This is a genomic window from Synoicihabitans lomoniglobus (assembly GCF_029023725.1).
Lineage (GTDB): Bacteria > Verrucomicrobiota > Verrucomicrobiia > Opitutales > Opitutaceae > Actomonas > Actomonas lomonigloba.
This window is the reverse complement of sequence record NZ_CP119075.1, coordinates 1,644,542-1,662,698: the sequence shown is the minus strand read 5'-3', so window position 1 is coordinate 1,662,698 and position 18,157 is coordinate 1,644,542. Positions and strand designations below refer to the sequence as shown.

At 60.4% G+C, this 18,157-nt stretch carries 19 protein-coding genes; 12 read left to right on the top strand and 7 right to left on the bottom strand.

Annotated elements, in window-relative coordinates:
• Window positions 1-64 precede the first annotated feature (64 nt).
• Together PXH66_RS06500 and ubiE are read left to right on the top strand one after the other, a co-directional pair.
• A complete protein-coding gene (locus tag PXH66_RS06500) occupies window positions 65-1,684 on the top strand; it encodes an AAA family ATPase (protein WP_330929055.1) in 1,620 nt (539 codons plus the stop codon).
• 60 nt (window positions 1,685-1,744) lie between these two features.
• Window positions 1,745-2,452, top strand: a complete 708-nt coding sequence (gene ubiE / locus PXH66_RS06495) for a bifunctional demethylmenaquinone methyltransferase/2-methoxy-6-polyprenyl-1,4-benzoquinol methylase UbiE (protein WP_330929056.1) — start codon at window positions 1,745-1,747, stop codon at window positions 2,450-2,452.
• Window positions 2,453-2,477: 25 nt separating this feature from the next.
• On the opposite strand, the gene erpA is transcribed toward ubiE, so the two are convergent.
• Window positions 2,478-2,795, bottom strand: a complete 318-nt coding sequence (erpA, locus tag PXH66_RS06490) for an iron-sulfur cluster insertion protein ErpA (protein WP_330929057.1) — start codon at window positions 2,793-2,795, stop codon at window positions 2,478-2,480.
• Window positions 2,796-2,927: 132 nt separating this feature from the next.
• On the opposite strand from erpA, the gene PXH66_RS06485 reads away from it, so the two are divergent.
• Entirely contained in the window at window positions 2,928-3,905 is a 978-nt protein-coding gene (locus PXH66_RS06485; RefSeq protein ID WP_330929058.1) for a serine/threonine-protein kinase, read from the top strand.
• Between the two features lie 21 nt (window positions 3,906-3,926).
• On the top strand, window positions 3,927-5,405 hold the full coding sequence (gene rpoN / locus PXH66_RS06480; RefSeq protein WP_330929059.1) for an RNA polymerase factor sigma-54: 1,479 nt from the start codon (window positions 3,927-3,929) through the stop codon (window positions 5,403-5,405).
• Between the two features lie 9 nt (window positions 5,406-5,414).
• Here the strand turns inward: rpoN and tsaD are convergent, their stop codons facing one another.
• On the bottom strand, window positions 5,415-6,464 hold the full coding sequence (gene tsaD, locus PXH66_RS06475; protein ID WP_330929060.1) for a tRNA (adenosine(37)-N6)-threonylcarbamoyltransferase complex transferase subunit TsaD: 1,050 nt from the start codon (window positions 6,462-6,464) through the stop codon (window positions 5,415-5,417).
• Window positions 6,461-7,786: a S41 family peptidase gene (locus PXH66_RS06470; RefSeq protein ID WP_330929061.1), complete on the bottom strand. Its 1,326-nt coding sequence runs from the start codon at window positions 7,784-7,786 to the stop codon at window positions 6,461-6,463. Before PXH66_RS06470 ends, tsaD begins: the two co-directional genes overlap by 4 nt.
• Here PXH66_RS06470 and PXH66_RS06465 point away from each other — a divergent pair.
• The 3 genes from PXH66_RS06465 to PXH66_RS06455 all read left to right on the top strand — a co-directional run bounded on the left by PXH66_RS06465 (window position 7,773) and on the right by PXH66_RS06455 (window position 9,798).
• Window positions 7,773-8,765 carry an SAM-dependent methyltransferase gene (locus tag PXH66_RS06465; protein WP_330929062.1) on the top strand — a complete coding sequence of 331 codons (993 nt, stop codon included), beginning with the start codon at window positions 7,773-7,775 and terminating at the stop codon, window positions 8,763-8,765. The genes PXH66_RS06470 and PXH66_RS06465 overlap by 14 nt on opposite strands.
• A 64-nt stretch (window positions 8,766-8,829) precedes the next feature.
• A complete protein-coding gene (gene rpmB / locus PXH66_RS06460) occupies window positions 8,830-9,060 on the top strand; it encodes a 50S ribosomal protein L28 (protein WP_330929063.1) in 231 nt (76 codons plus the stop codon).
• Window positions 9,061-9,282: 222 nt separating this feature from the next.
• Window positions 9,283-9,798: a hypothetical protein gene (locus tag PXH66_RS06455; RefSeq protein WP_330929064.1), complete on the top strand. Its 516-nt coding sequence runs from the start codon at window positions 9,283-9,285 to the stop codon at window positions 9,796-9,798.
• 38 nt (window positions 9,799-9,836) lie between these two features.
• Here PXH66_RS06455 and fabF read toward each other — a convergent pair whose 3' ends face one another.
• The 4 genes from fabF to PXH66_RS06435 all read right to left on the bottom strand — a co-directional run bounded on the left by fabF (window position 9,837) and on the right by PXH66_RS06435 (window position 13,497).
• On the bottom strand, window positions 9,837-11,087 hold the full coding sequence (gene fabF / locus PXH66_RS06450) for a beta-ketoacyl-ACP synthase II (RefSeq protein WP_330929065.1): 1,251 nt from the start codon (window positions 11,085-11,087) through the stop codon (window positions 9,837-9,839).
• A gap of 94 nt (window positions 11,088-11,181) precedes the next feature.
• A complete protein-coding gene (gene acpP / locus PXH66_RS06445) occupies window positions 11,182-11,445 on the bottom strand; it encodes an acyl carrier protein (RefSeq protein ID WP_330929066.1) in 264 nt (87 codons plus the stop codon).
• Between the two features lie 28 nt (window positions 11,446-11,473).
• Window positions 11,474-12,214, bottom strand: coding sequence for a 3-oxoacyl-[acyl-carrier-protein] reductase (gene fabG / locus PXH66_RS06440; RefSeq protein ID WP_330929067.1), 741 nt, complete (start codon window positions 12,212-12,214; stop codon window positions 11,474-11,476).
• A gap of 110 nt (window positions 12,215-12,324) precedes the next feature.
• The gene (locus tag PXH66_RS06435) at window positions 12,325-13,497 is read right to left on the bottom strand and encodes a sulfite reductase subunit alpha (protein WP_330929068.1); all 1,173 of its coding nucleotides are present in this window, start codon (window positions 13,495-13,497) and stop codon (window positions 12,325-12,327) included.
• A gap of 125 nt (window positions 13,498-13,622) precedes the next feature.
• Here PXH66_RS06435 and PXH66_RS06430 point away from each other — a divergent pair, with 125 nt between their 5' ends.
• The 5 genes from PXH66_RS06430 to proC are packed head-to-tail and all read left to right on the top strand — an operon-like array spanning window position 13,623 to window position 18,099.
• The gene (locus tag PXH66_RS06430; RefSeq protein ID WP_330932271.1) at window positions 13,623-14,420 is read left to right on the top strand and encodes a pseudouridine synthase; all 798 of its coding nucleotides are present in this window, start codon (window positions 13,623-13,625) and stop codon (window positions 14,418-14,420) included.
• Window positions 14,410-15,222, top strand: coding sequence for an SH3 domain-containing protein (locus tag PXH66_RS06425; RefSeq protein ID WP_330929070.1), 813 nt, complete (start codon window positions 14,410-14,412; stop codon window positions 15,220-15,222). Before PXH66_RS06430 ends, PXH66_RS06425 begins: the two co-directional genes overlap by 11 nt.
• A gap of 31 nt (window positions 15,223-15,253) precedes the next feature.
• Window positions 15,254-16,129: a bifunctional methylenetetrahydrofolate dehydrogenase/methenyltetrahydrofolate cyclohydrolase FolD gene (folD, locus tag PXH66_RS06420; RefSeq protein ID WP_330929071.1), complete on the top strand. Its 876-nt coding sequence runs from the start codon at window positions 15,254-15,256 to the stop codon at window positions 16,127-16,129.
• A 52-nt stretch (window positions 16,130-16,181) separates the two neighbouring features.
• On the top strand, window positions 16,182-17,303 hold the full coding sequence (locus PXH66_RS06415) for a hybrid sensor histidine kinase/response regulator (RefSeq protein WP_330929072.1): 1,122 nt from the start codon (window positions 16,182-16,184) through the stop codon (window positions 17,301-17,303).
• Window positions 17,296-18,099: a pyrroline-5-carboxylate reductase gene (proC, locus tag PXH66_RS06410; protein WP_330929073.1), complete on the top strand. Its 804-nt coding sequence runs from the start codon at window positions 17,296-17,298 to the stop codon at window positions 18,097-18,099. Before PXH66_RS06415 ends, proC begins: the two co-directional genes overlap by 8 nt.
• The last annotated feature ends 58 nt before the right edge of the window (window positions 18,100-18,157 follow it).

Here is an 18,157-nt window from a genome sequence, read left to right as displayed (position 1 = left end):
GATAACAGATGATTTTCAGAAGTCTTAAAAGGTCAATCAATTACGTCGGATTAAACTGCCCAAAATGAGTGAAAAAACCCCTCAAGATCCATTCGAACAACTGCCAAAGCAGATCAAAGATCTACTGCGTTCTTCACCGTTTGGCGGTGGAGCTCAATCTGGAGTGACCCCGGAAGATAGGGGAAGTTCCTACACTGCACCGGATTCCGAAGATAAAGCGCATGAAGAAGTGCTCGATCGGATTCGCAATTTCAACCTGCGTCCGCGGGAAATCCGCGATCACTTGGACCGTTTTGTCATCCAGCAACGAGAGGCCAAAAAAGTTCTCTCGGTGGCCATCTGCGATCATTACAACCACGTGCGTCGGTGTTTAGAGAATCCGGCGCTGCGGGAACGCGACTACGCCAAACAGAATATCCTGCTCCTGGGGCCCACCGGCGTCGGCAAGACATATTTGATGCGCTGCATCGCCCGCATGATCGGCGTCCCGTTCGTGCGCGCGGATGCGACAAAGTTCTCCGAAACGGGCTACATGGGCGGCGATGTCGAGGATCTTGTCCGTGATTTGGTCAAAGCCGCCGACGGGGACGTCGATCTCGCCCAATACGGCATCGTCTACATTGATGAAATCGACAAGATCGCCCAGAGCTCGGGCTCCAGCGGCGGACGCGATGTCTCCGGACGTGGCGTGCAGATCAATCTGCTCAAATTGATGGAGGAAACCGACGTATCCCTTACCAGCCAAAACGACATCGCCTCCCAAATGCAGGCGATGATGGAGATGCAACGCGGCGGCAAACCCCGCAAGCGCACCATCAACACCCGCCACATTCTCTTCATCGTCAGCGGCGCCTTCGACAAGTTGGCGGAATCCGTCAAGAAACGCATCCAGAGCTCGCAAATCGGGTTCGGCGCCGGCGCGACCGCGGACACGCCCTTGAGTGAGTTTTTGCGACACGCGCAGTCGCGCGATATCATCGACTACGGCATGGAGCCCGAATTCGTCGGCCGCCTGCCCGTGCGGGTCGCCTGCCAATCACTCACGGCGTCGGACCTGCAGAAAGTCTTGCTCACCAGCGAAGGCAGTATTCTGCAACAATACCGGGCGGACTTTGCCGGCTATAAAATCGACTTCGACATCACCCCCGATGCCGTCGCGGAGATCGCCCGCCGGGCCCACGAGGAAAACACCGGCGCGCGCGGTCTCATGACCGTGCTCGAGCAAGTGTTTCGCAACTTCAAATTCGAACTGCCCTCGACCGGTATCACGTCGTTTAAAATCGACGAGTCCACGGTCGCCAAACCCGAAGCCGCGTTGCGGGAGCTGTTATCCGCCAATGCCGATGAGCAGCGCGATGTCTTGCGCAGCGAAGTGCAGGCCTTCGCCGACCGGTTCGCCGAAGACCACGGTTTCACGCTCGCCTTCGATGAGGGCGCCATCACGGCGCTGATCGAGCAAAGCCTGGCCATCGACAAAACCATTCGCGCGCTGTGCGAGGAACGTTTTCACGATTTCCATCACGGGCTGACCCTGCTCGCCAAAGACGACACGACCACGACGATTCCAATCACGGCGGAAGTGGTGGCGGATCCGGAGAAGGCACTTTCCCATTGGGTCGTGGAGCGGTTTCGCCATGACACGGCAGATTCAGCGAAAACCGCCACCGCGGCGGAATCGGAGTAATTACGACTCGTCGAGCTCAGGCTCACCCGCCTAACTCGCCGACCGCCTCCCTTCCACGCCATGCCTGATCCTCAAGCCGTCAATTCCATGTTCGGACGCATCGCCGGTCGCTATGACTTCGCGAATCGCCTGCTCAGCGGCGGCATTGATGTCTGGTGGCGTCGACGCCTGATCCGCAACGTCGCGCAATACGCGCCGCGCGACGTGCTCGATCTCGCCACCGGCAGCGGCGATGTGGCGTTTGCCCTCGCCGACGGTCTGCCCGCCGCGACGCAAATCAACGGCATGGATTTCTGCCGACCGATGCTCGACGAAGCGGAGGTCAAACAAACGAGTCGCGGCGGTTACGCCAACGTCTCGTTCAACGAGGGCGACGGTTTGAACCTGCCGCTGGCAGACGCCACGTTTGATGCCGCCACGATTTCATTCGGTCTGCGCAACATGGCCGATCGCGATCGTTGCCTGCGCGAACTTCACCGGGTGCTGCGACCGGACGGTCGCTTGTGGGTGCTGGAGTTTTCCCAACCCTACCGGGCGTTCCGCCCGTTCTATTATTTCTACCTGAAGCACATCCTGCCAATCATCGCGGGCATCGTGACCGGCGATAAAAGCGCCTATGACTACCTGTGTGGATCGATCGAAACGTTTCCCGATCACGACGGTATCGCGGCCGAGATGAGGGCAGCCGGATTCGCCTCGGTGGAGGTGCAGCGGCTCACCGGCGGCATCGTCGCGCTGCATGGCGGGCACAAGGCCCCGATCCGCTGAAGACGAGACCAGCGCGAACGCTCCGTCAGTTAAACGACTTGCCGCAACCGCACGTGCTCTGGGCGTTCGGGTTTTGAATTTCAAACCCCTTCCCCTGCAAGCCGTCGTCGAAGTCGATGTTGGAACCGTCAAGATAAGCGTGGCTCGCTGGATCGATCACAAACGAAACGCCTTCACTCTCCAAGGTCTGGTCATCCGCCTTCGGCTCGTCGAACGACATGCCATACTGAAAGCCCGAACAGCCCCCGGTTTCCACCAACACGCGGAGCAATTGCCCCTCGGAGGCGGATTCGGCGCGCATGGATTCAATCTGTCGGGCAGCTCTCTCGGTTAAGGTGATCACGCCTCCAAGTTGAGTGCGTTGCGTCCGCTGTCAAATCCCCGCCGTCCTCTCAAACTCGTCAAGAGCAAGAATCGTGCTAGATGAATTTTATGTTTCTTGCATCACTCGGCCGGGTCGACTTGGGTGGTCGCAGTGAGCAAGCTGAAACATCTCTTTAACGAGGTCCACTACGAGATGGTGCGCAAGATCGCCGATGGCGGCATGGGCCTTGTCTACGAGGCCCTGCAAAACGGTTCGGGTCAATTCCGCAAAAGCGTGGCAGTAAAGCTGATCCGTGAAGAGTATTCCGCAATCGCGGAGTTTCAAAAGAACTTCATCGGTGAGGCGCGACTGGTCGCCGACTTGATTCACACCAATATCGTCCAGACCTATCATCTGGGTGAAGTGGGCGGCCAATACTTCATGGTGATGGAGTTGGTTAACGGCCTAAGTTTGGAGCAATTTTTGGAAAAACACCGCGAACTCAACCGCCCCATCCCGGTTGAAATGGCGGTTTTCATCATCTCTCGCATCGCCCGCGGTCTGGCCTACGCCCACCAAAAATGTGATGCGCGCGGCCGTTTGCTCGGCATCGTGCACCGCGATATCGGCCCGAAGAACGTCCTGCTCGCCTGGGAAGGTGACGTGAAGCTCACCGACTTCGGCATCGCGAAGGCGCTCGACCTGATGTATAACGAGGAAGGCAAGGTGATCGCGGGCAAAGACGAATACTTGTCGCCGGAACAAGCGAGTTACGCGGTGACGGATGCCCGGGCCGACCTCTTCGCTTTGGGCATCGTGCTGACGGAACTGCTGCTTTCGAAGAACATTTTCCGTGCGCCCGATCGGCTGGATTCCCGCCGCAACATTCTCACCATGCCCGTGCCCAAGTTCAGCGAACTGCGATCGGACATCGATCCCGCGCTCGAGGAGATTATTCAAAAATCCCTCCGCCGCGACCGCGACCGCCGCTATCAAACGGCCTATGAGATGCTGACCGATCTCGAAGTTTACCTCTACTCCGACCGCTACGGCCCCACCAATGAAAAACTAGGTGTCTACCTCCGGGATCTCACCGGATACGCGCCACCTGGCACAAATCCACCAGTGCGCAGCCCCATCGCCACGTAACGAACCACACGTTCCATACTTATGGCCGGTCCCGGTTTTTCCCAAGGTCTCAGTCAACGCCAGACCCAATCACTCGTGTTGGCGCCGCAATTGCGGCAGTCGCTCAAAATCCTGCAAGTCGCAGCGATGGATCTGCGCACCGTCATCCAAGAGGAGTTGCAGGCCAACCCCACCCTCGAAGAGATGCCCATGGAGGGCATCAGCATCGACCGCGAAACGAGTGAGGAGCACTCCACCACGTCCAACAACAACGAGGAGGACGCTCAATCCGGTCGCGACGAAATGGATTTCTCCCAGGACAAGGAATTCGAGATCCTCACCAAGCTCGATCAGGACTGGCGCGACTACATGGCGAATGCGGGTGGCAACCAACCCCGCACCAGCGAAGACGACGAGAAGCGACAGCACTTTTTCGATTCCCTCGTCAGCGTCACCTCCCTCCAGGAACATTTGATGAGTCAGGCCGAAATGGCCGACGTGGATGAACCGACGCTCGAAGCCATGCGCTACCTCGTCGGCAGTCTCGACGATCGTGGTTTTCTCACTCAATCGGTCTCCGACATCGCCCTCCAGATGGGCCTGCCGCTCGATGCCGTGCAAAGCGCCCACGCGTTGCTCAAAACGTGCGACCCGCCCGGCATCGGAGCGCTCGATCTCAAGGAATGCCTTTCGCTGCAGCTCGTTTCCAAAGGTCGCGGCGACTCGCTCTCCGCCCGCATCGTGCGCAATCATTTCCCCCTGTTGATCCGCCGCCGCATCCCCGACATCGCCCGCCGCGCCGGAGCGAGCCTGGAAGACGTGCAACTCGCGATCGAAGAAATCGGCACCCTCGATCCGGCTCCGGGCCGCCGGTTTGCCGACGACAGCAATCGCGTCGTCACGCCCGATGTCACCGTCGAACGTGATGGCGACATCTGGAAAATCGATCTCAACAACGACTACATCCCGCGTCTCCGAATTTCGAATACCTATAAGGATATGATCGCGAAGGGTTCGCTCTCCCGCCAGGAGCGCGAGTATCTGCGGGAACGCATTCGTTCCGGCCGGTTCCTGATCAATTCGATCGATCAGCGCCAACAGACCATTGAGCGCATCACCCGCGAAATCATTAAAGTGCAGGAGGAGTTTTTCAACGAAGGCGTCTCCAAACTCCGCCCGCTGACCATGACGCAGATCGCCGATACCGTCGGTGTCCACGAAACCACGGTCAGCCGCGCCATCGCCAACAAATACATCCGCACGCCGCACGGCGTGTTCGAGTTCAAGTTCTTCTTCACGCCGGGCTACCAGTCCGACGGCGGCGCTTCGGTTTCCAATACCAGCGTGAAGGAAATGATCAACGATCTCATCACGGTTGAGGACCGCAGTCGTCCCTACAGCGATCAGGAACTCGTGGCGAAACTGCAGGGCAAAGGCATCAAAATCGCCCGCCGCACGGTCGCCAAATACCGCGAAGAACTTGGCATCCTACCGAGCAACCTGCGCCGCGAATACGCGTAACGCGTGGGCTCAGTCCTGGTTCGCCGCAGGGACGGCCAGCGGCAGACTCGGATGAATTTCCAGACGCACCGGATCGGTTGATGCCACCGTGGGATCAACCCACGCGGCGAACGCGATCATGCCGCCATTGTCGCCCGTGTGCCGGGGCTCAGCCGCGACCCACGCGACGCCCTGTCGTTGCGCCATCGTGCTCATCGCCGTCCGCAGCGGGCGGTTGTTGGCCACCCCGCCGGACAAGCCGATACTGCGAAATGTGCCCGTGCGCAGGGCCAGCTTTGACTTGCGCACCAACGCATCGATTACGGCTTGCTGGTAACTGGCGCAAAGGTCGGGAGTGCGGACGGCAATCTCGTCGGGAGACATTTTCTCCAGCTGATAGCGCAGCGAGGTTTTCAAACCCGAAAAACTGAAATCCAACTCGGCTTTGTTGCCGATGCCCCGAGGGAAATCGTAGGCCGTCGGGTCACCGTTCTGCGCCAGCTTCTCCACCAACGGACCGCCCGGATAGCCCAGCCCCAGCAATTTGGCCCCCTTGTCGAGGGCCTCGCCGGCGGCGTCGTCGCGGGTGGACGAGATGAGCTTGATGCGTCGGTCCGTATCGAGCGAAAACAACAGCGTGTTTCCGCCCGAAACCACCAATCCCAGATGCGGCAACAACGCCGCCAGGCGCGCCTCGAATTCCGCCGGCGCGACCGCGTGCAACGTGATGAAGGGCGAAAAGGCATGCCCGCGCAGATGGTTCACGCCGACCAACGGCACACCCAGCGCCACCGACAACGCTTTGGCCGCGGCCGAGCCGATGGCGAGGCAGCCGGCCAGGCCCGGTCCGTGCGTCACGGCGATTTGGCTGACCGCTGCCAGGTCGTGTTGTGCCCGCACCACCTCCAGCATGGGCCCAACGGTGCGCAGGTGCTCCCGCGTCGCCAGATCGGGCACCACACCGCCGTAGCGTTCGTGCAGCGCCATCTGGGAATTCACCCACTCCCCCACTAATCCGCGCGCCGGATCAAACAGCGCCAGCGCGGTTTCGTCGCAGGAACTTTCCAGCGCCAAAATCATTCTTCCGAACCCTTGCGTTGATCGACGAGCAGTGCCGCTTTCAATATCGCCACGGCCGCGTCCAACTGCCGATCGGGCACCGGGGCAAAGCCGAAGCGTTGCTCAAACTCCACCGGATCGGTCAAGTCGCTGCGCGCCCGTTGCACCGCCACGTTGGCATCGTCCTCCGGAGTCATGATGACGTCGACCTGCGGCTCCACCCCACGTTCGTGGATCACCACGCCACTCGGCGTGTAATACTTGGCCGTGGTGAGTCGCAGTCCCTCGCCGTTGCGCAAACGATAAAGACTTTGCACCGAACCTTTGCCAAACGAGCGCTCGCCGACGATCACCGCCCGACCGGAATCCTTGAGGGCACCGGCCACGATCTCGGAAGCGCTGGCACTGCCGGCATTGATCAACACCGCCAGCGGCAGATCAAACGGGGCATCGGCATTGGTGGAACGAAATTCTTCCCGGTCGTTTTTCCGCCGCCCCTGCGTATAGACCATCAACTCCCCCTCTGCAAAGAACGGTTCCAATACATCCGCCGCCGAGGTCAAAAGACCGCCCGGATTGTTACGCACATCTATGATCAACGCCTGCATGCCTTCGGACTGGAGTCGGGCGATTCCGGCGTGAAATTCCGCCGCCGTCGGTTCCGAAAACTGCACCAGTCGCAGATAACCGATTCCCCCCGGCAGTAGTGTCACATCGGAAACACTCTCCACCTTGATAATCTCCCGCACGATGGTGACTTCAAACGGCGTTTCGCGACCTTCACGACCGAACGCGATGCGTACCTCGGTGCCGGGCTTTCCCCGCATCACACCCACGACATCATCAATCGATCGCCCCCGCATGTTCTCCCCGTCGACTTTGAGCACGCGATCGCCCCGTCGAATACCGGCCCGTTCCCCCGGGGTGCCCGAAATCGGTGCGATCACCACCACATCGCCGTCGCGGCGTTCGATCTGCACCCCGATGCCGCCAAACGTGCTGTCGAGATCCTCCTGCATGCTGGAATAGTCCCGCGCCCGCATAAATTCCGAGTGGGGATCGAGCGCCCCCAGCAGTCCCTCCAACGCCGTGCGCGTCATTTCCGCCGGGTCGGTTTGGGCACCGTCGACGTAACTGTTCTCCACCAACGCCAGCACTTCCCGGTAATAGTCCGCCGCGTCATCGACCTCCGCGTGGCCCGAAAATCCCAACATTCCGACCACATGCAACACCCCCATCGCGATGAGGCTGCCGATCATCATACCGGTCGTGATCGTGAGAATCCGTTTGAGCATCCCGGCGACTGTGACCAATGCATCGCTCTTGTAAATGGGTTCATCCACCGACCGCACTGTTTCTCCCGCCTTCGCCGCCGCCCTCCAAGCCGTCGCTCCTCTGGATGGATTTGTATCCTTCGAGCAGTTCATGGACCTGGCCCTCTATGATCCGACTTGCGGCTACTACACGACCGACCGACCCCGCGTCGGCCAGGACCGCGCCACCGATTTTTACACCGCGTCTTCCCTCGGGCCGATTTTCGGCGAGCTGGTGACAGCGGTCGTTCGCACCCAACTCGGTTCCCGGAATCCTGCCGATTACACCTTCATCGAACTCGGCGCCGAAGACGGCCGGTCCGTGCTCGACGACGTGGCGCACCCGTTTCGTGCCCTCAAACGCGTGGGCATCCATGACGCCCTCACGTTGTCCGGTCCCTGCGTCGTGTTCTCCAACGAACTTTTCGATGCGCAACCCTGCGCCCGTTTCATTCGAGCGGACGATGGCTGGTTGGAACGCGGCGTGATGCTTGACGACGGCCAGGTCAAAGAAGTCTCCCGCCCGGCCGCTGCGACCATCGCCTTACCTGCGGCCGCTGCGACCGGCTACCAACTGGACTGGCCCTTTCGCGCCGCCGCCCTGGCGAAGGAAATTGCCGACCACCCCTGGCACGGTCTTTTCGTGGCATTTGACTACGGCAAGAGCGCCCGCGAACTCACCCAGGAATGTCCCCACGGCACGGTGCGTGCCTATCATCGCCATCGCCAAGTGACCGATGTGCTGGCCTCCCCCGGTGCCCAGGATCTGACCTGCCATATTTGCTGGGATGACCTCTCGGCGGCTCTGCACAACGCCGGCTTCAAAGTGGATCCCGTGCTGTCGCAGGAAGCGTTTTTCGTAAAAAATGCCGCCCGGGCGCTCGCAGAAATTATGCAATCCGAAGCGCACGGGTTGTCGGCGCGAAAAAGTGGACTCATGCAACTCCTTCATCCATCGGCCCTTGGGCAGAAATTTCAGGCCCTGACGGCGTGGCGCGACGTTTGCTAAAATTCCCCTTGCTTCGGCATGACCCAAACCTTTAATTCCGACCCTTTTAACTAAGGAGAAGCCCATGTCCCGAATCTGTGCCATTACTGGAAAGCGCCCTACCACGGGCAGCATCATTCACCGCAAAGGTGTCGCCAAAAAGAGCGGCGGCATCGGCACGCACGTGACCAAAGTCACGAAGCGCACCTTCAAGCCGAACGTCCAACGTATCCGCGTCAAGCTGCCCAACGGCACCGTGAAGCGCATGTGGGTCTCGGTGAAGGCCATCAAGGCCGGCCTCGTGCAAAAGGTCTGATCGCTCGCGCGTTCCCTTCCTCACTTTTCAACCGCCACCTTTGGGGTGGCGGTTTTTTTTTGAATTCGTCGCAAGGAACAACGGGTTCTCCCCGTTTACGTAAGGATGCGTATGTTGCGAATAAAACGCCTCGCGTATAGTCGGCGGGTGAAATCTTTGGCGGCCCTTCCCTCGGATCATCCGGTGTTGTTTCGACATCGCTATGGATCCCGCATCCGCAGCATGGCCATTACCGCGACGGTCATTGGCACCGGAGCGCTGGTCGCGCTGGGCGTGGCGCTCGGGTGGATGCTGCCAAACCACGGCGTCGCCGCCTTCTCGGTCGGTATCGGAATCTTCGCCGGCATCATCGCGCTCACGGCAATACTCTTCGTCCGCGCCACGGTGCAATACTCCCGGAATTTTGTGACCCACTTTGAAATTTGGCCCAAGAGCAACTTGGCCGTGGTTCGCACCGCGGGCTGGTGGAACGAACGTCTCACGCTCGTGCCGTGGATCGATTTCCGCACCGGCAGCGGAGAGTTACCCGCGAAATCGGCCCGCTCCGAGGCACTCAGTCAGGTGATGCTGCGATCGGGTCGCCGTTTGATTTTCGAACAAACCAAGGGTGAGGCCCCGCATGGATGGGTCGCGCTGCACCGCTTCATCGAACGATGCAGTCTGCCCGAGGATCAGGATACGCAGCCGGTGGATCGGAGCGATCCGCTGGGATTGCCGGGACTCGCTACCCTGAGCTAACCCGCCACCGGAGCCGGATCGCACCGGTGCGGCGATAGCTAAACCTTGCGAAACACGATGGCGGCGTTTTGGCCGCCGAAACCCAGGTTGTTACTCAACACCACGTCAATCCGGGCCTCGCGCGCCACATTGGGCACGTAGTCCAAATCGCACTCTGGATCGGGTTCATGCAAATTGATCGTGGGCGGCAACGTCTGATGCTCGATCGCTTTCAGGCAGGCCACGGCTTCGATACCGCCGGCCGCTCCCAACAAGTGGCCGGTCATGGATTTCGTCGATGAAACCGGGAGCTTGGCGGCGTGATCACCAAAGAGTCGCTTGATCGCCATGGTCTCAAACTTGTCGTTGTAGGGCGTGGAGGTGCCATGCGCGTTGATGTAGTCCACTTCATCAATTGCCACGCTGGAAGCGCGCAGCGCCCGCGTCATCGCCATGCCGAGTCCCTTGCCTTCCGGATCGGGCATCGTGATGTGATGCGCATCCGCCGTGGCCGCATAACCCGCCACTTCGCCGTAAATGCGCGCTCCCCGGGCCTTGGCGTGTTCCAGCGATTCCAGCACGGTAACGCCCGCGCCTTCACCCATGATAAATCCATCGCGCCCTTGGGAAAACGGACGGCTCGCGGTCTGCGGATCGTCGTTGCGGGTGCTCATCGCTTTCATCGAGCAGAAACTGGCATAGGCAAACGGCGTGATGGCCGCCTCGGCTCCGCCCGCAATCATGACCTTGGCATCGCCACGACGGATCATGTGCATGGCTTCGCCGATAGCGTGCGTGGCGGTGGCACACGCCGAAACGACGCCGAAATTGGGTCCGCGCACGCCGTAATGGATCGCGACCAAGCCCGAACAAATATTGCCGATCAACGCGGGAATCGTGAACGGGGACACGCGCCGCGGACCACCCTCGACCAAGCGACGCAACTGCTGTTCGTAAGTCAGCATGCCACCGATGCCGGACCCCACCAGCACCCCGATCTCGTCCGGATTTTCCCGGTCAAAATCGAGTCCGGAATCAGTCACGGCCTGTTTGGCCGCCACGAACCCAAAATGCGTGTAACGGTCGTTGCGGCGCGCTTCCTTGGGATCCATGTGATCCTCGACCTGCCAGTCCCGCACTTCGGCACCGATGTGGCAGGCATAAGGTTCGGGATCAAACAGCGACACCCGATCGACGCCGGGCTGGCCGGCGGCCAGACTGGCCCAGAAGGCGTCCGGATCATGTCCCAGACCGTGAATGGCCCCGAGGCCGGTCACGACCACACGTTGCGAGTCGGGCAGAGTTGGCATACGAAAAGCGAAGAGTCGGGTTAAAACAAAAAAGGCGCCCTACCCGCAGGCTCTCGCGAGACCGGATAGGACGCCAAAAAATGTGCCGGGATTCTTAGCTGTTACCAGCCTTACCCTTGATGTAGTCGGTCACGTGACCGACGGTCTGAAGCTTCTCGGCATCGGACTCGGGGATTTCGCCCTGAATCTCTTCCTTGAATTCTTCTTCGAAGGCCATGATCAGCTCGACAGTATCGAGTGAATCGGCGCCCAAATCATCCAGGAACGAAGCCTCTGGAGTGATTTGTTCTTCGTTCACATTGAGTTGGTTAACGATTATTTCCTTAACCCGTTGTTCGATGGTTTTTTGGTCGGACATGTGGAGTGCTACTAAAGGTCTGGAGGCTTCACATCGCCATACCGCCGTCAACGGTAAAAACCTGCCCGGTCATATAGGCGGATTCTTCCGAGCAGAGGAAGGCGGTGGCGTTGGCGATATCGGCGGGTTCACCGAAGCGGCGCATGGGAATGAAATCAGTCACTCCCTTTTGCACCTCTTCGCTCAACTCGGCGGTCATATCGGTTTTGATAAAGCCCGGCGCAACGACGTTTACCGTCACGTTGCGGCGAGCGAATTCCTTGGCGACGGTTTTGGAAAAACCGATCATGCCGGCTTTGGCGGCCGAATAATTGGCCTGGCCGGGGTTGCCGGTGATACCGGAAACCGAGGAAATATTGACGATGCGCCCCCAGCGGTTGCGGCACATCGGCCAGCCAATCGCTTTGGTCCAATGGAAGCAGCTGGTGAGGTTCGTTTGAATCACCGCGTTCCAATCCTCTTCCGACATCCGGGCGAGCAATCCGTCCCGGGTGATCCCGGCGTTGTTCACGAGGATGTCGATTTTGCCAAACTCCTTGATGAGCTCGGCGGCGGCGGCCTCGACGGCGGGACCATCCGACACGTCAACGGCGCGGGCCACGGCGGTGCCGCCGGACGCGTTGATGGCATCGGCCACGCCACCGCAACTGGCGGGGTTTTTGGATACGCAGATGATTTTGACGCCTTGGGCGGCCAGCGTTTCAGCAATGGCTTTGCCAATGCCTCGGCCGGCGCCGGTGACGAGCGCGGTGCGATCAGTAAATGTCATGAAATTGGGTGGGATTAATCGAGAGGGGTTTCACGCAAACAGACGCGAAAACGGGTCGGAGGAAAGGGCAAAGTGCCCATTCCGACCGATCCCGCACCACGGTGGTGAAATCAGTAAACGTCGCGTTGGTAGCGCTTGTCCTTCTTCAATTGCTTCACCCATGCGGCCGCTGCTTCGACACTCATGCCGCCTTGCTCGGCGGCGATGTCGTGCAGGGCCTGATCGACGTCCTTGGCCATGCGCTTGGCATCACCGCAGACGTAGAAAATCGCCCCGCCTTCGAGCCAGGACCACAGCTCGGCCGCGCTTTCGCGCATTTTGTCCTGCACGTAGACTTTGACTTCCTGGTCGCGGGACCACGCCAGATCGAGCTTGGTCACGGCACCGCTCGCCATGTAGTCCTTCCATTCGTCTTCGTAGAGGAAGTCGGTGGCCGCATGCTGGTCGCCAAAGAAAACCCAATTGCGCCCCGGGGCCTTGTCGGCCGCACGCTCCTGCACAAACGCCCGGAACGGCGCGATACCCGTGCCCGGACCGACCATGATGATGTCACGCGCCGCGTGATCTTCCGGCAGACCGAAGTGAGAGTTGGATACAAATACCGGCACCGGCGTCTCGCTGGTCACGACGCGATCCGCCATGAAAGTTGAGCACACCCCCACCCGCTCCCGGTGGTTGGTCTCGTAACGCACAATGGCCACGGTGAGGTGCACGCCTTGCGGCGAAACCTTGGGGGACGAAGCGATCGAATAAAGCCGTGGCATCAGCTTGCGTTGGAGATCCACCAATTCCTGCGGGCTGAGTCGGCCGCTGGAAAACTCCTGCAAGATGTCAATGTAGGCGCGTTGTTCGAGCCAGCCGCGCAGGGCTTCCTTGTTTTCCGGGGCCAGTAATTCGTCCAGTTTGGACTTCTCCGCCGGATCGGTGACTTTGTCTGCCAGCGCGTTCAGCAGCTTTGGCGTCGGCGAAGCCAGGGCCAAGCGGGAGGTCAACGCCTCGTGTAAGGTGATCGGCTCGTCGAGCTTGAGCATGGCGGGTGAAACCATTTCTTCGCCGGAGGCACCGATGGCCTCGAGGATTTCAGCCACCTCGACCGGGCGATTGGTCGCAAAGACGCCAAGGGAGTCGCCCACGGTGTAGGAAAGCCCGCTGCCCGCGATATCAACGACGAAGTGGCGCGTTTCCTTGGAGGATCCGGGCTGATTGAGCAGGCGGTTCTCGACGATTTTCGCCGGGAACGGGTTGGTCTTGGAGAATTCTGATTCAGCAGCGGGTGCGGACATAGTGGGAAAGTTGATCAATTCGCGCCGAGTTCGCGCAAGACTTTGTTTATGTTAGCGGAATTCGTGCCCAACGTAACGGCGGCGGGCTTGCCAGTGCGTCGCAAATCAAACCAACTGCGATGACCATGGTAACCGAGAGTATCCGCGTGCAAAAATATTTGGCTGACGCCGGGGTGTGTTCCCGTCGCGCCGCAGAGGCGCTGATCAAGGATGGCGATGTCTCCATCAATGGCAAAATCGCCGAGTTGGGCCAGCGAGTCACGCCCGGCGAGGACGACGTGCGCGTCGACGGTCAACGCGTCAAACCCGTGCGCGACACCCACATGACCGTAGCCGTGCACAAGCCCCGCGGCCTGATCTGCTCCAACGACGATCCGCACAACCCCGCCACGATTTTCGATCTGCTTCCGCCCCAGTTGGCCAAACGCCGCTTCTTTTGCGCGGGTCGCCTCGACAAGGATTCCGAGGGGCTGGTCATTATCACCACCGACGGCGATCTGGCCAACAAGCTGATGCACCCGCGGAACGTCGTCGTGAAGCGATACCAGGTAAAACTCGAAGAGCCATTCCCGGCCGCCCGCCTCGCCCGTCTGGTCAAGGGCGTCAAAATGGAGGACGAGTGGTTCAAGGTGGAGCGCGCCGCCTTGATCAACCCCCGCAAGGACGAGTCCGCCGACCTCGACGTTTGGATGCATCACGGCAAGAAGCGTGAGATTCGGCAGCTGTTTCTTGCGCTCGGCTTCCCCGTGAAAAAGCTAAGGCGATACCAAATCGGAGCGCTGCCGTTAAAGGGAATCCCGTTGCGCGCCGTGAAACTCCTTTCTACCAAAGAGATCAATCTGCTGTTCAAGGTGCCGGAAGCTCCCTTGCCGGGCCATCAAGCGGCGGTTGTTCGCAAAACCCGTCCCAGTCATGCTCGTTAAGACGCTCTCTCTCCTCACGCTGCTCGCCGCTCCGATAATCGCGCAAACCGCCACGCGGGCCACGCCGGTTCACACCGAACCCAGCCCCACCGCACCGGTCGCGCTTTTGGTGAAAGCCGGTGACCCCATCCCTTCGCGGGACTACGCCGTGACCGCCCCGGCGGGCTGGACCGCGGTGAAGTTGCCGGGCCCGCACGAGGTCTACGTGGAAAACCGTTTCATTGGCAAAGATCTCGACGTCAAACCGGGTTCGCCGCTGCACGCCGCCGCCAAGTCCGACTCCCCCGTGCTCATGCAGAGTGCGGCCAACGAGGACCTTGAGATCACCGGCCTGCGCGGTCGCTGGACCCAGCTTCGGGTCAAAAACGCCATCGTCGGCTACATTCAAAGCGACGCTGCTCCGGCCGTTTCCCGCACCGCCCCGGCCATCACGCGCTCCCCGGTGCAGGACGCCCCGCCCCGCCATACCGGCAGCGTCTCTCCCGCCCATGCGCCCGTTCCCACTGCCGGCCGTCAAATCACTCGGAGCGCTGAGGAGCGTTCCAGCCTCGCCGCCCTGCCCCGTCTGTTTGAGGGCAAGCTCGCCTCCACCCGCGCGCCGCTGCGTCCGCGCCGCCCTTACGATTTCGCGCTGGAAGCGGAAGACGGCACGCGTTTCGCCTATCTCGATCTCACCAAGTTGTTGCTCACCGAGCAGATCGAAAAATACCTCGACCGCACGGTGGTGGTTTACGGAGTCGCCCGCCCGGTGCCCGAAACCAAGGACATCGTGATCGCCGTCGAATCCCTGCAAATGCGCTGAAGCGCATCACTTCATCCCGCTCGCCCCTTTCATGGAACTCATCGAAGGCAATAAGATTGCCGCCTCCATCATCGCCGAACTGAAAACCGAAGTTGCCCACATCGAGGGCCGTAAACCGTGCCTCGCGCTCGTTCGCGTGGGTGACGACCCCGCTTCAGTTTCCTACGTTAAAAAGAAAGAAAAGACGGCCGCCGAGATCGGCGTGACCAGTCGGATCATCCTTCCTCCGGTGACGATTTCGCAGGCGGAATTGGAAGCGCTGATCGACGAGCTCAACGCCGACGAAACGGTCGACGGCATTCTGGTGCAGTCACCGTTGCCCCAGCCGCTCGACGAGCTCGCCATTTTCCGCCGCGTGAATCCCGGCAAGGATGTCGATGGATTTCATACGCTCAATCTCGGCAAGATCGCCCAGGAAGACGACACCGGTTTCGCCTCCTGCACGCCCGCTGGCATCATGGAACTGCTCGGCCGCAGCAACGTGGACCTGCGGGGCAAGCATGTCGTGGTGCTCGGCCGTTCGTTGATTGTAGGCAAACCCATCGCCCTGCTCGCTCTGCAAAAAAAGGCCGGGGCCAACGGCACCGTCACAATCTGCCATTCCGCCACCGCCAACCTCCCGGAAATCACCCGCCAGGCCGACGTGTTGATCGCCGCCATCGGCCGCGCCCACTTCGTCACCGCCGACATGGTCAAGGACGGTGCCGTCGTGATCGACGTCGGGATTAACCGGATACCGGACGAATCGCGCAAATCCGGCTACCGCCTCGTGGGCGACGTGGAATTCGACGCCGTCGCCCCCAAGACCGCCCAAATCACGCCCGTCCCCGGTGGCGTGGGTCCCATGACCGTGGCGATGTTGATGAAAAACACCGTCAAGGCCCGGCTGCTTGGTCCGCACATCTGATGCGCAAGAAGATTGCAGCCTAGATCGAATAGCGGTTTACGTAGCTCCCAAGATGCTCGCCCCTCGAATTTTGGTCGTTGATGACCAGCTCATCAACGTCCAGTTGCTCAAACGAAAACTGGAGCGTGAAGGCATCACGGTGGACTCAGCCTACTCCGGTCAGGAAGCGCTCGACGCCGTCGCGGCGGAAAAACCGGATCTGATTCTACTCGATGTGATGATGCCCGACATGGACGGCATCGAGGTCTGCACGCGTCTGCAATCGCGTGAAGAGACGCGCTCCATTCCCGTGATTTTCATCACGGCACGAAATTCCAAGGAAGGTAAAATCGAGGGTCTCGCCGTCGGCGCGGTGGACTATATCACGAAGCCCATCGATCTCGATGAGACCCTGGCCCGCGTGCAGACGCAGTTGCGATTCGTCTCCATCAATCGCGAGATGGTCGATCTGCAGCGCCGGTTGGTCGAAGCCCGCCGCGCCGCCACCATCGGAGCCGTAACCCAGGGCATCGCGCACAACCTCAACAACCTGCTCGGCGTCGTGATCGGCTACCTCGATCTTATCAAGAGCATGGCCGATAAGCCCGACGCCGTGCGACGCAACGCCGAGGCCGTGGAAAAAGCGGTCCAGCGCATTGTCTCCATCATCAAGCAACTCAGCTCGATGGTCGTTAAAACCCGGCTGCCAACCAAACCGTTCAAGCTATCCGATCTGCTGCGGGGAGCCATCGCCCGCTTTGAACAGGAAACCGGCGCCTCCGACGTGGTGGTCTTGATCAACTCACTCGAGGATCTCGCCATCGACAGCCACATCGAGGTGTTTGAGAGTTCGTTCGCTGCGCTCATTACCAACGCGTGGGAAGCCTACGGCGACAGCGAGGACAATGATCGCACCGTGGTCATCAAGACGGCCATGGCGGAGGGCGTCGACATCCCCACTCTCGAAATTCGGGTCGAAGATGGTGGTCGCGGCATCGATTCCGCCATCCGCGACCAAATGTTTGAACCGTTCATCAGCTCCAAACACACCGTCGGCGTCGGCATGGGATTGACGGTCGCCCGCCATGCCCTGCGGCACATGGGCGGCGACCTGACCCTGCACGATATGCCGGACGGCGGCACCGTTGCCATCGCCCTTCATCCCATCACCCGCAGTCAAACCGGACATGGATAAAATCGCATTTGTAGGCGCCGGCCGCATGGCCACTGCCATCGTCGACGGGCTCATCGCTCAGAACCCTGAAGCCAAAGCCAAGATTGGTTGCTACAGTGCCAGCGGCACCAGCGCGCAACAACTCGCGGCACGGACCGGTATCCGGCAGGCTACCGATCTGCCCGAACTGCTCGGCGATGCCGATGTCGTGGTCATCGCTTTCAAGCCGTATCATCTGGCGTCGGCCGATCCCAGACTTGCCGACCTCACCAAGGGAAAATTGGTGCTTTCCGTCTTGGCCGCCAAAACTCTTGAGCATCTCCACCGCGTATTCCCGGCGGCTCGCAATATCATTCGCACCATGCCCAACACCCCGAGCGCGATTGGGGCCGGAATCACCGGCTGGTGCTCGCATCAGACGTTGAATGCCGAGGACCGGGTCGCGATCACGGGACTACTGGGATCGATCGGACGCGAAATCGAAGTTCCCGAGTCGAAAATCGATGCCCTCATGGGCGTGAGCGGTTGCGGTCCGGCGTTTGTTTTTGAGTTCACGGCGGCCCTACGCGATGGCGGCATCGCGGCGGGTCTTACGTCCGAGGAGGCCGAACAACTTGCGATCGAAACGGTGCTGGGTTCCGCCCGCCTTATGGCCCGCAGCGACCAGTCGCCCGAGGCCCTGCGCGATCAGGTCACTTCCCCCAACGGCACGACGTTCGCCGGTCTGCAACGCATGGCCGCGCACGATATTCGCGGCATGATGAAGGACGCCGTTTTGACGGCCAAAGCGCGATCCGCCGAACTGGCGCGGGACTAGTCTCGGCCAGCGACCGAGGTCCCAAAAAAAACCGCCGTTGAGCAACGGCGGTTTTAAA

Coding starts and splice junctions, on each gene's coding strand:
- PXH66_RS06500 (WP_330929055.1), top strand. CDS start 65: ATGAGTGAAAAAACCCCTCAAGATCCATTCGAACAACTGCCAAAGCAG.
- ubiE (WP_330929056.1), top strand. CDS start 1,745: ATGCCTGATCCTCAAGCCGTCAATTCCATGTTCGGACGCATCGCCGGT.
- rpoN (WP_330929059.1), top strand. CDS start 3,927: ATGGCCGGTCCCGGTTTTTCCCAAGGTCTCAGTCAACGCCAGACCCAA.
- tsaD (WP_330929060.1), bottom strand. CDS start 6,464: ATGATTTTGGCGCTGGAAAGTTCCTGCGACGAAACCGCGCTGGCGCTG.
- PXH66_RS06465 (WP_330929062.1), top strand. CDS start 7,773: ATGGGTTCATCCACCGACCGCACTGTTTCTCCCGCCTTCGCCGCCGCC.
- rpmB (WP_330929063.1), top strand. CDS start 8,830: ATGTCCCGAATCTGTGCCATTACTGGAAAGCGCCCTACCACGGGCAGC.
- PXH66_RS06455 (WP_330929064.1), top strand. CDS start 9,283: ATGGCCATTACCGCGACGGTCATTGGCACCGGAGCGCTGGTCGCGCTG.
- fabF (WP_330929065.1), bottom strand. CDS start 11,087: ATGCCAACTCTGCCCGACTCGCAACGTGTGGTCGTGACCGGCCTCGGG.
- acpP (WP_330929066.1), bottom strand. CDS start 11,445: ATGTCCGACCAAAAAACCATCGAACAACGGGTTAAGGAAATAATCGTT.
- fabG (WP_330929067.1), bottom strand. CDS start 12,214: ATGACATTTACTGATCGCACCGCGCTCGTCACCGGCGCCGGCCGAGGC.
- PXH66_RS06435 (WP_330929068.1), bottom strand. CDS start 13,497: ATGTCCGCACCCGCTGCTGAATCAGAATTCTCCAAGACCAACCCGTTC.
- PXH66_RS06430 (WP_330932271.1), top strand. CDS start 13,623: ATGGTAACCGAGAGTATCCGCGTGCAAAAATATTTGGCTGACGCCGGG.
- PXH66_RS06425 (WP_330929070.1), top strand. CDS start 14,410: ATGCTCGTTAAGACGCTCTCTCTCCTCACGCTGCTCGCCGCTCCGATA.
- folD (WP_330929071.1), top strand. CDS start 15,254: ATGGAACTCATCGAAGGCAATAAGATTGCCGCCTCCATCATCGCCGAA.
- PXH66_RS06415 (WP_330929072.1), top strand. CDS start 16,182: ATGCTCGCCCCTCGAATTTTGGTCGTTGATGACCAGCTCATCAACGTC.
- proC (WP_330929073.1), top strand. CDS start 17,296: ATGGATAAAATCGCATTTGTAGGCGCCGGCCGCATGGCCACTGCCATC.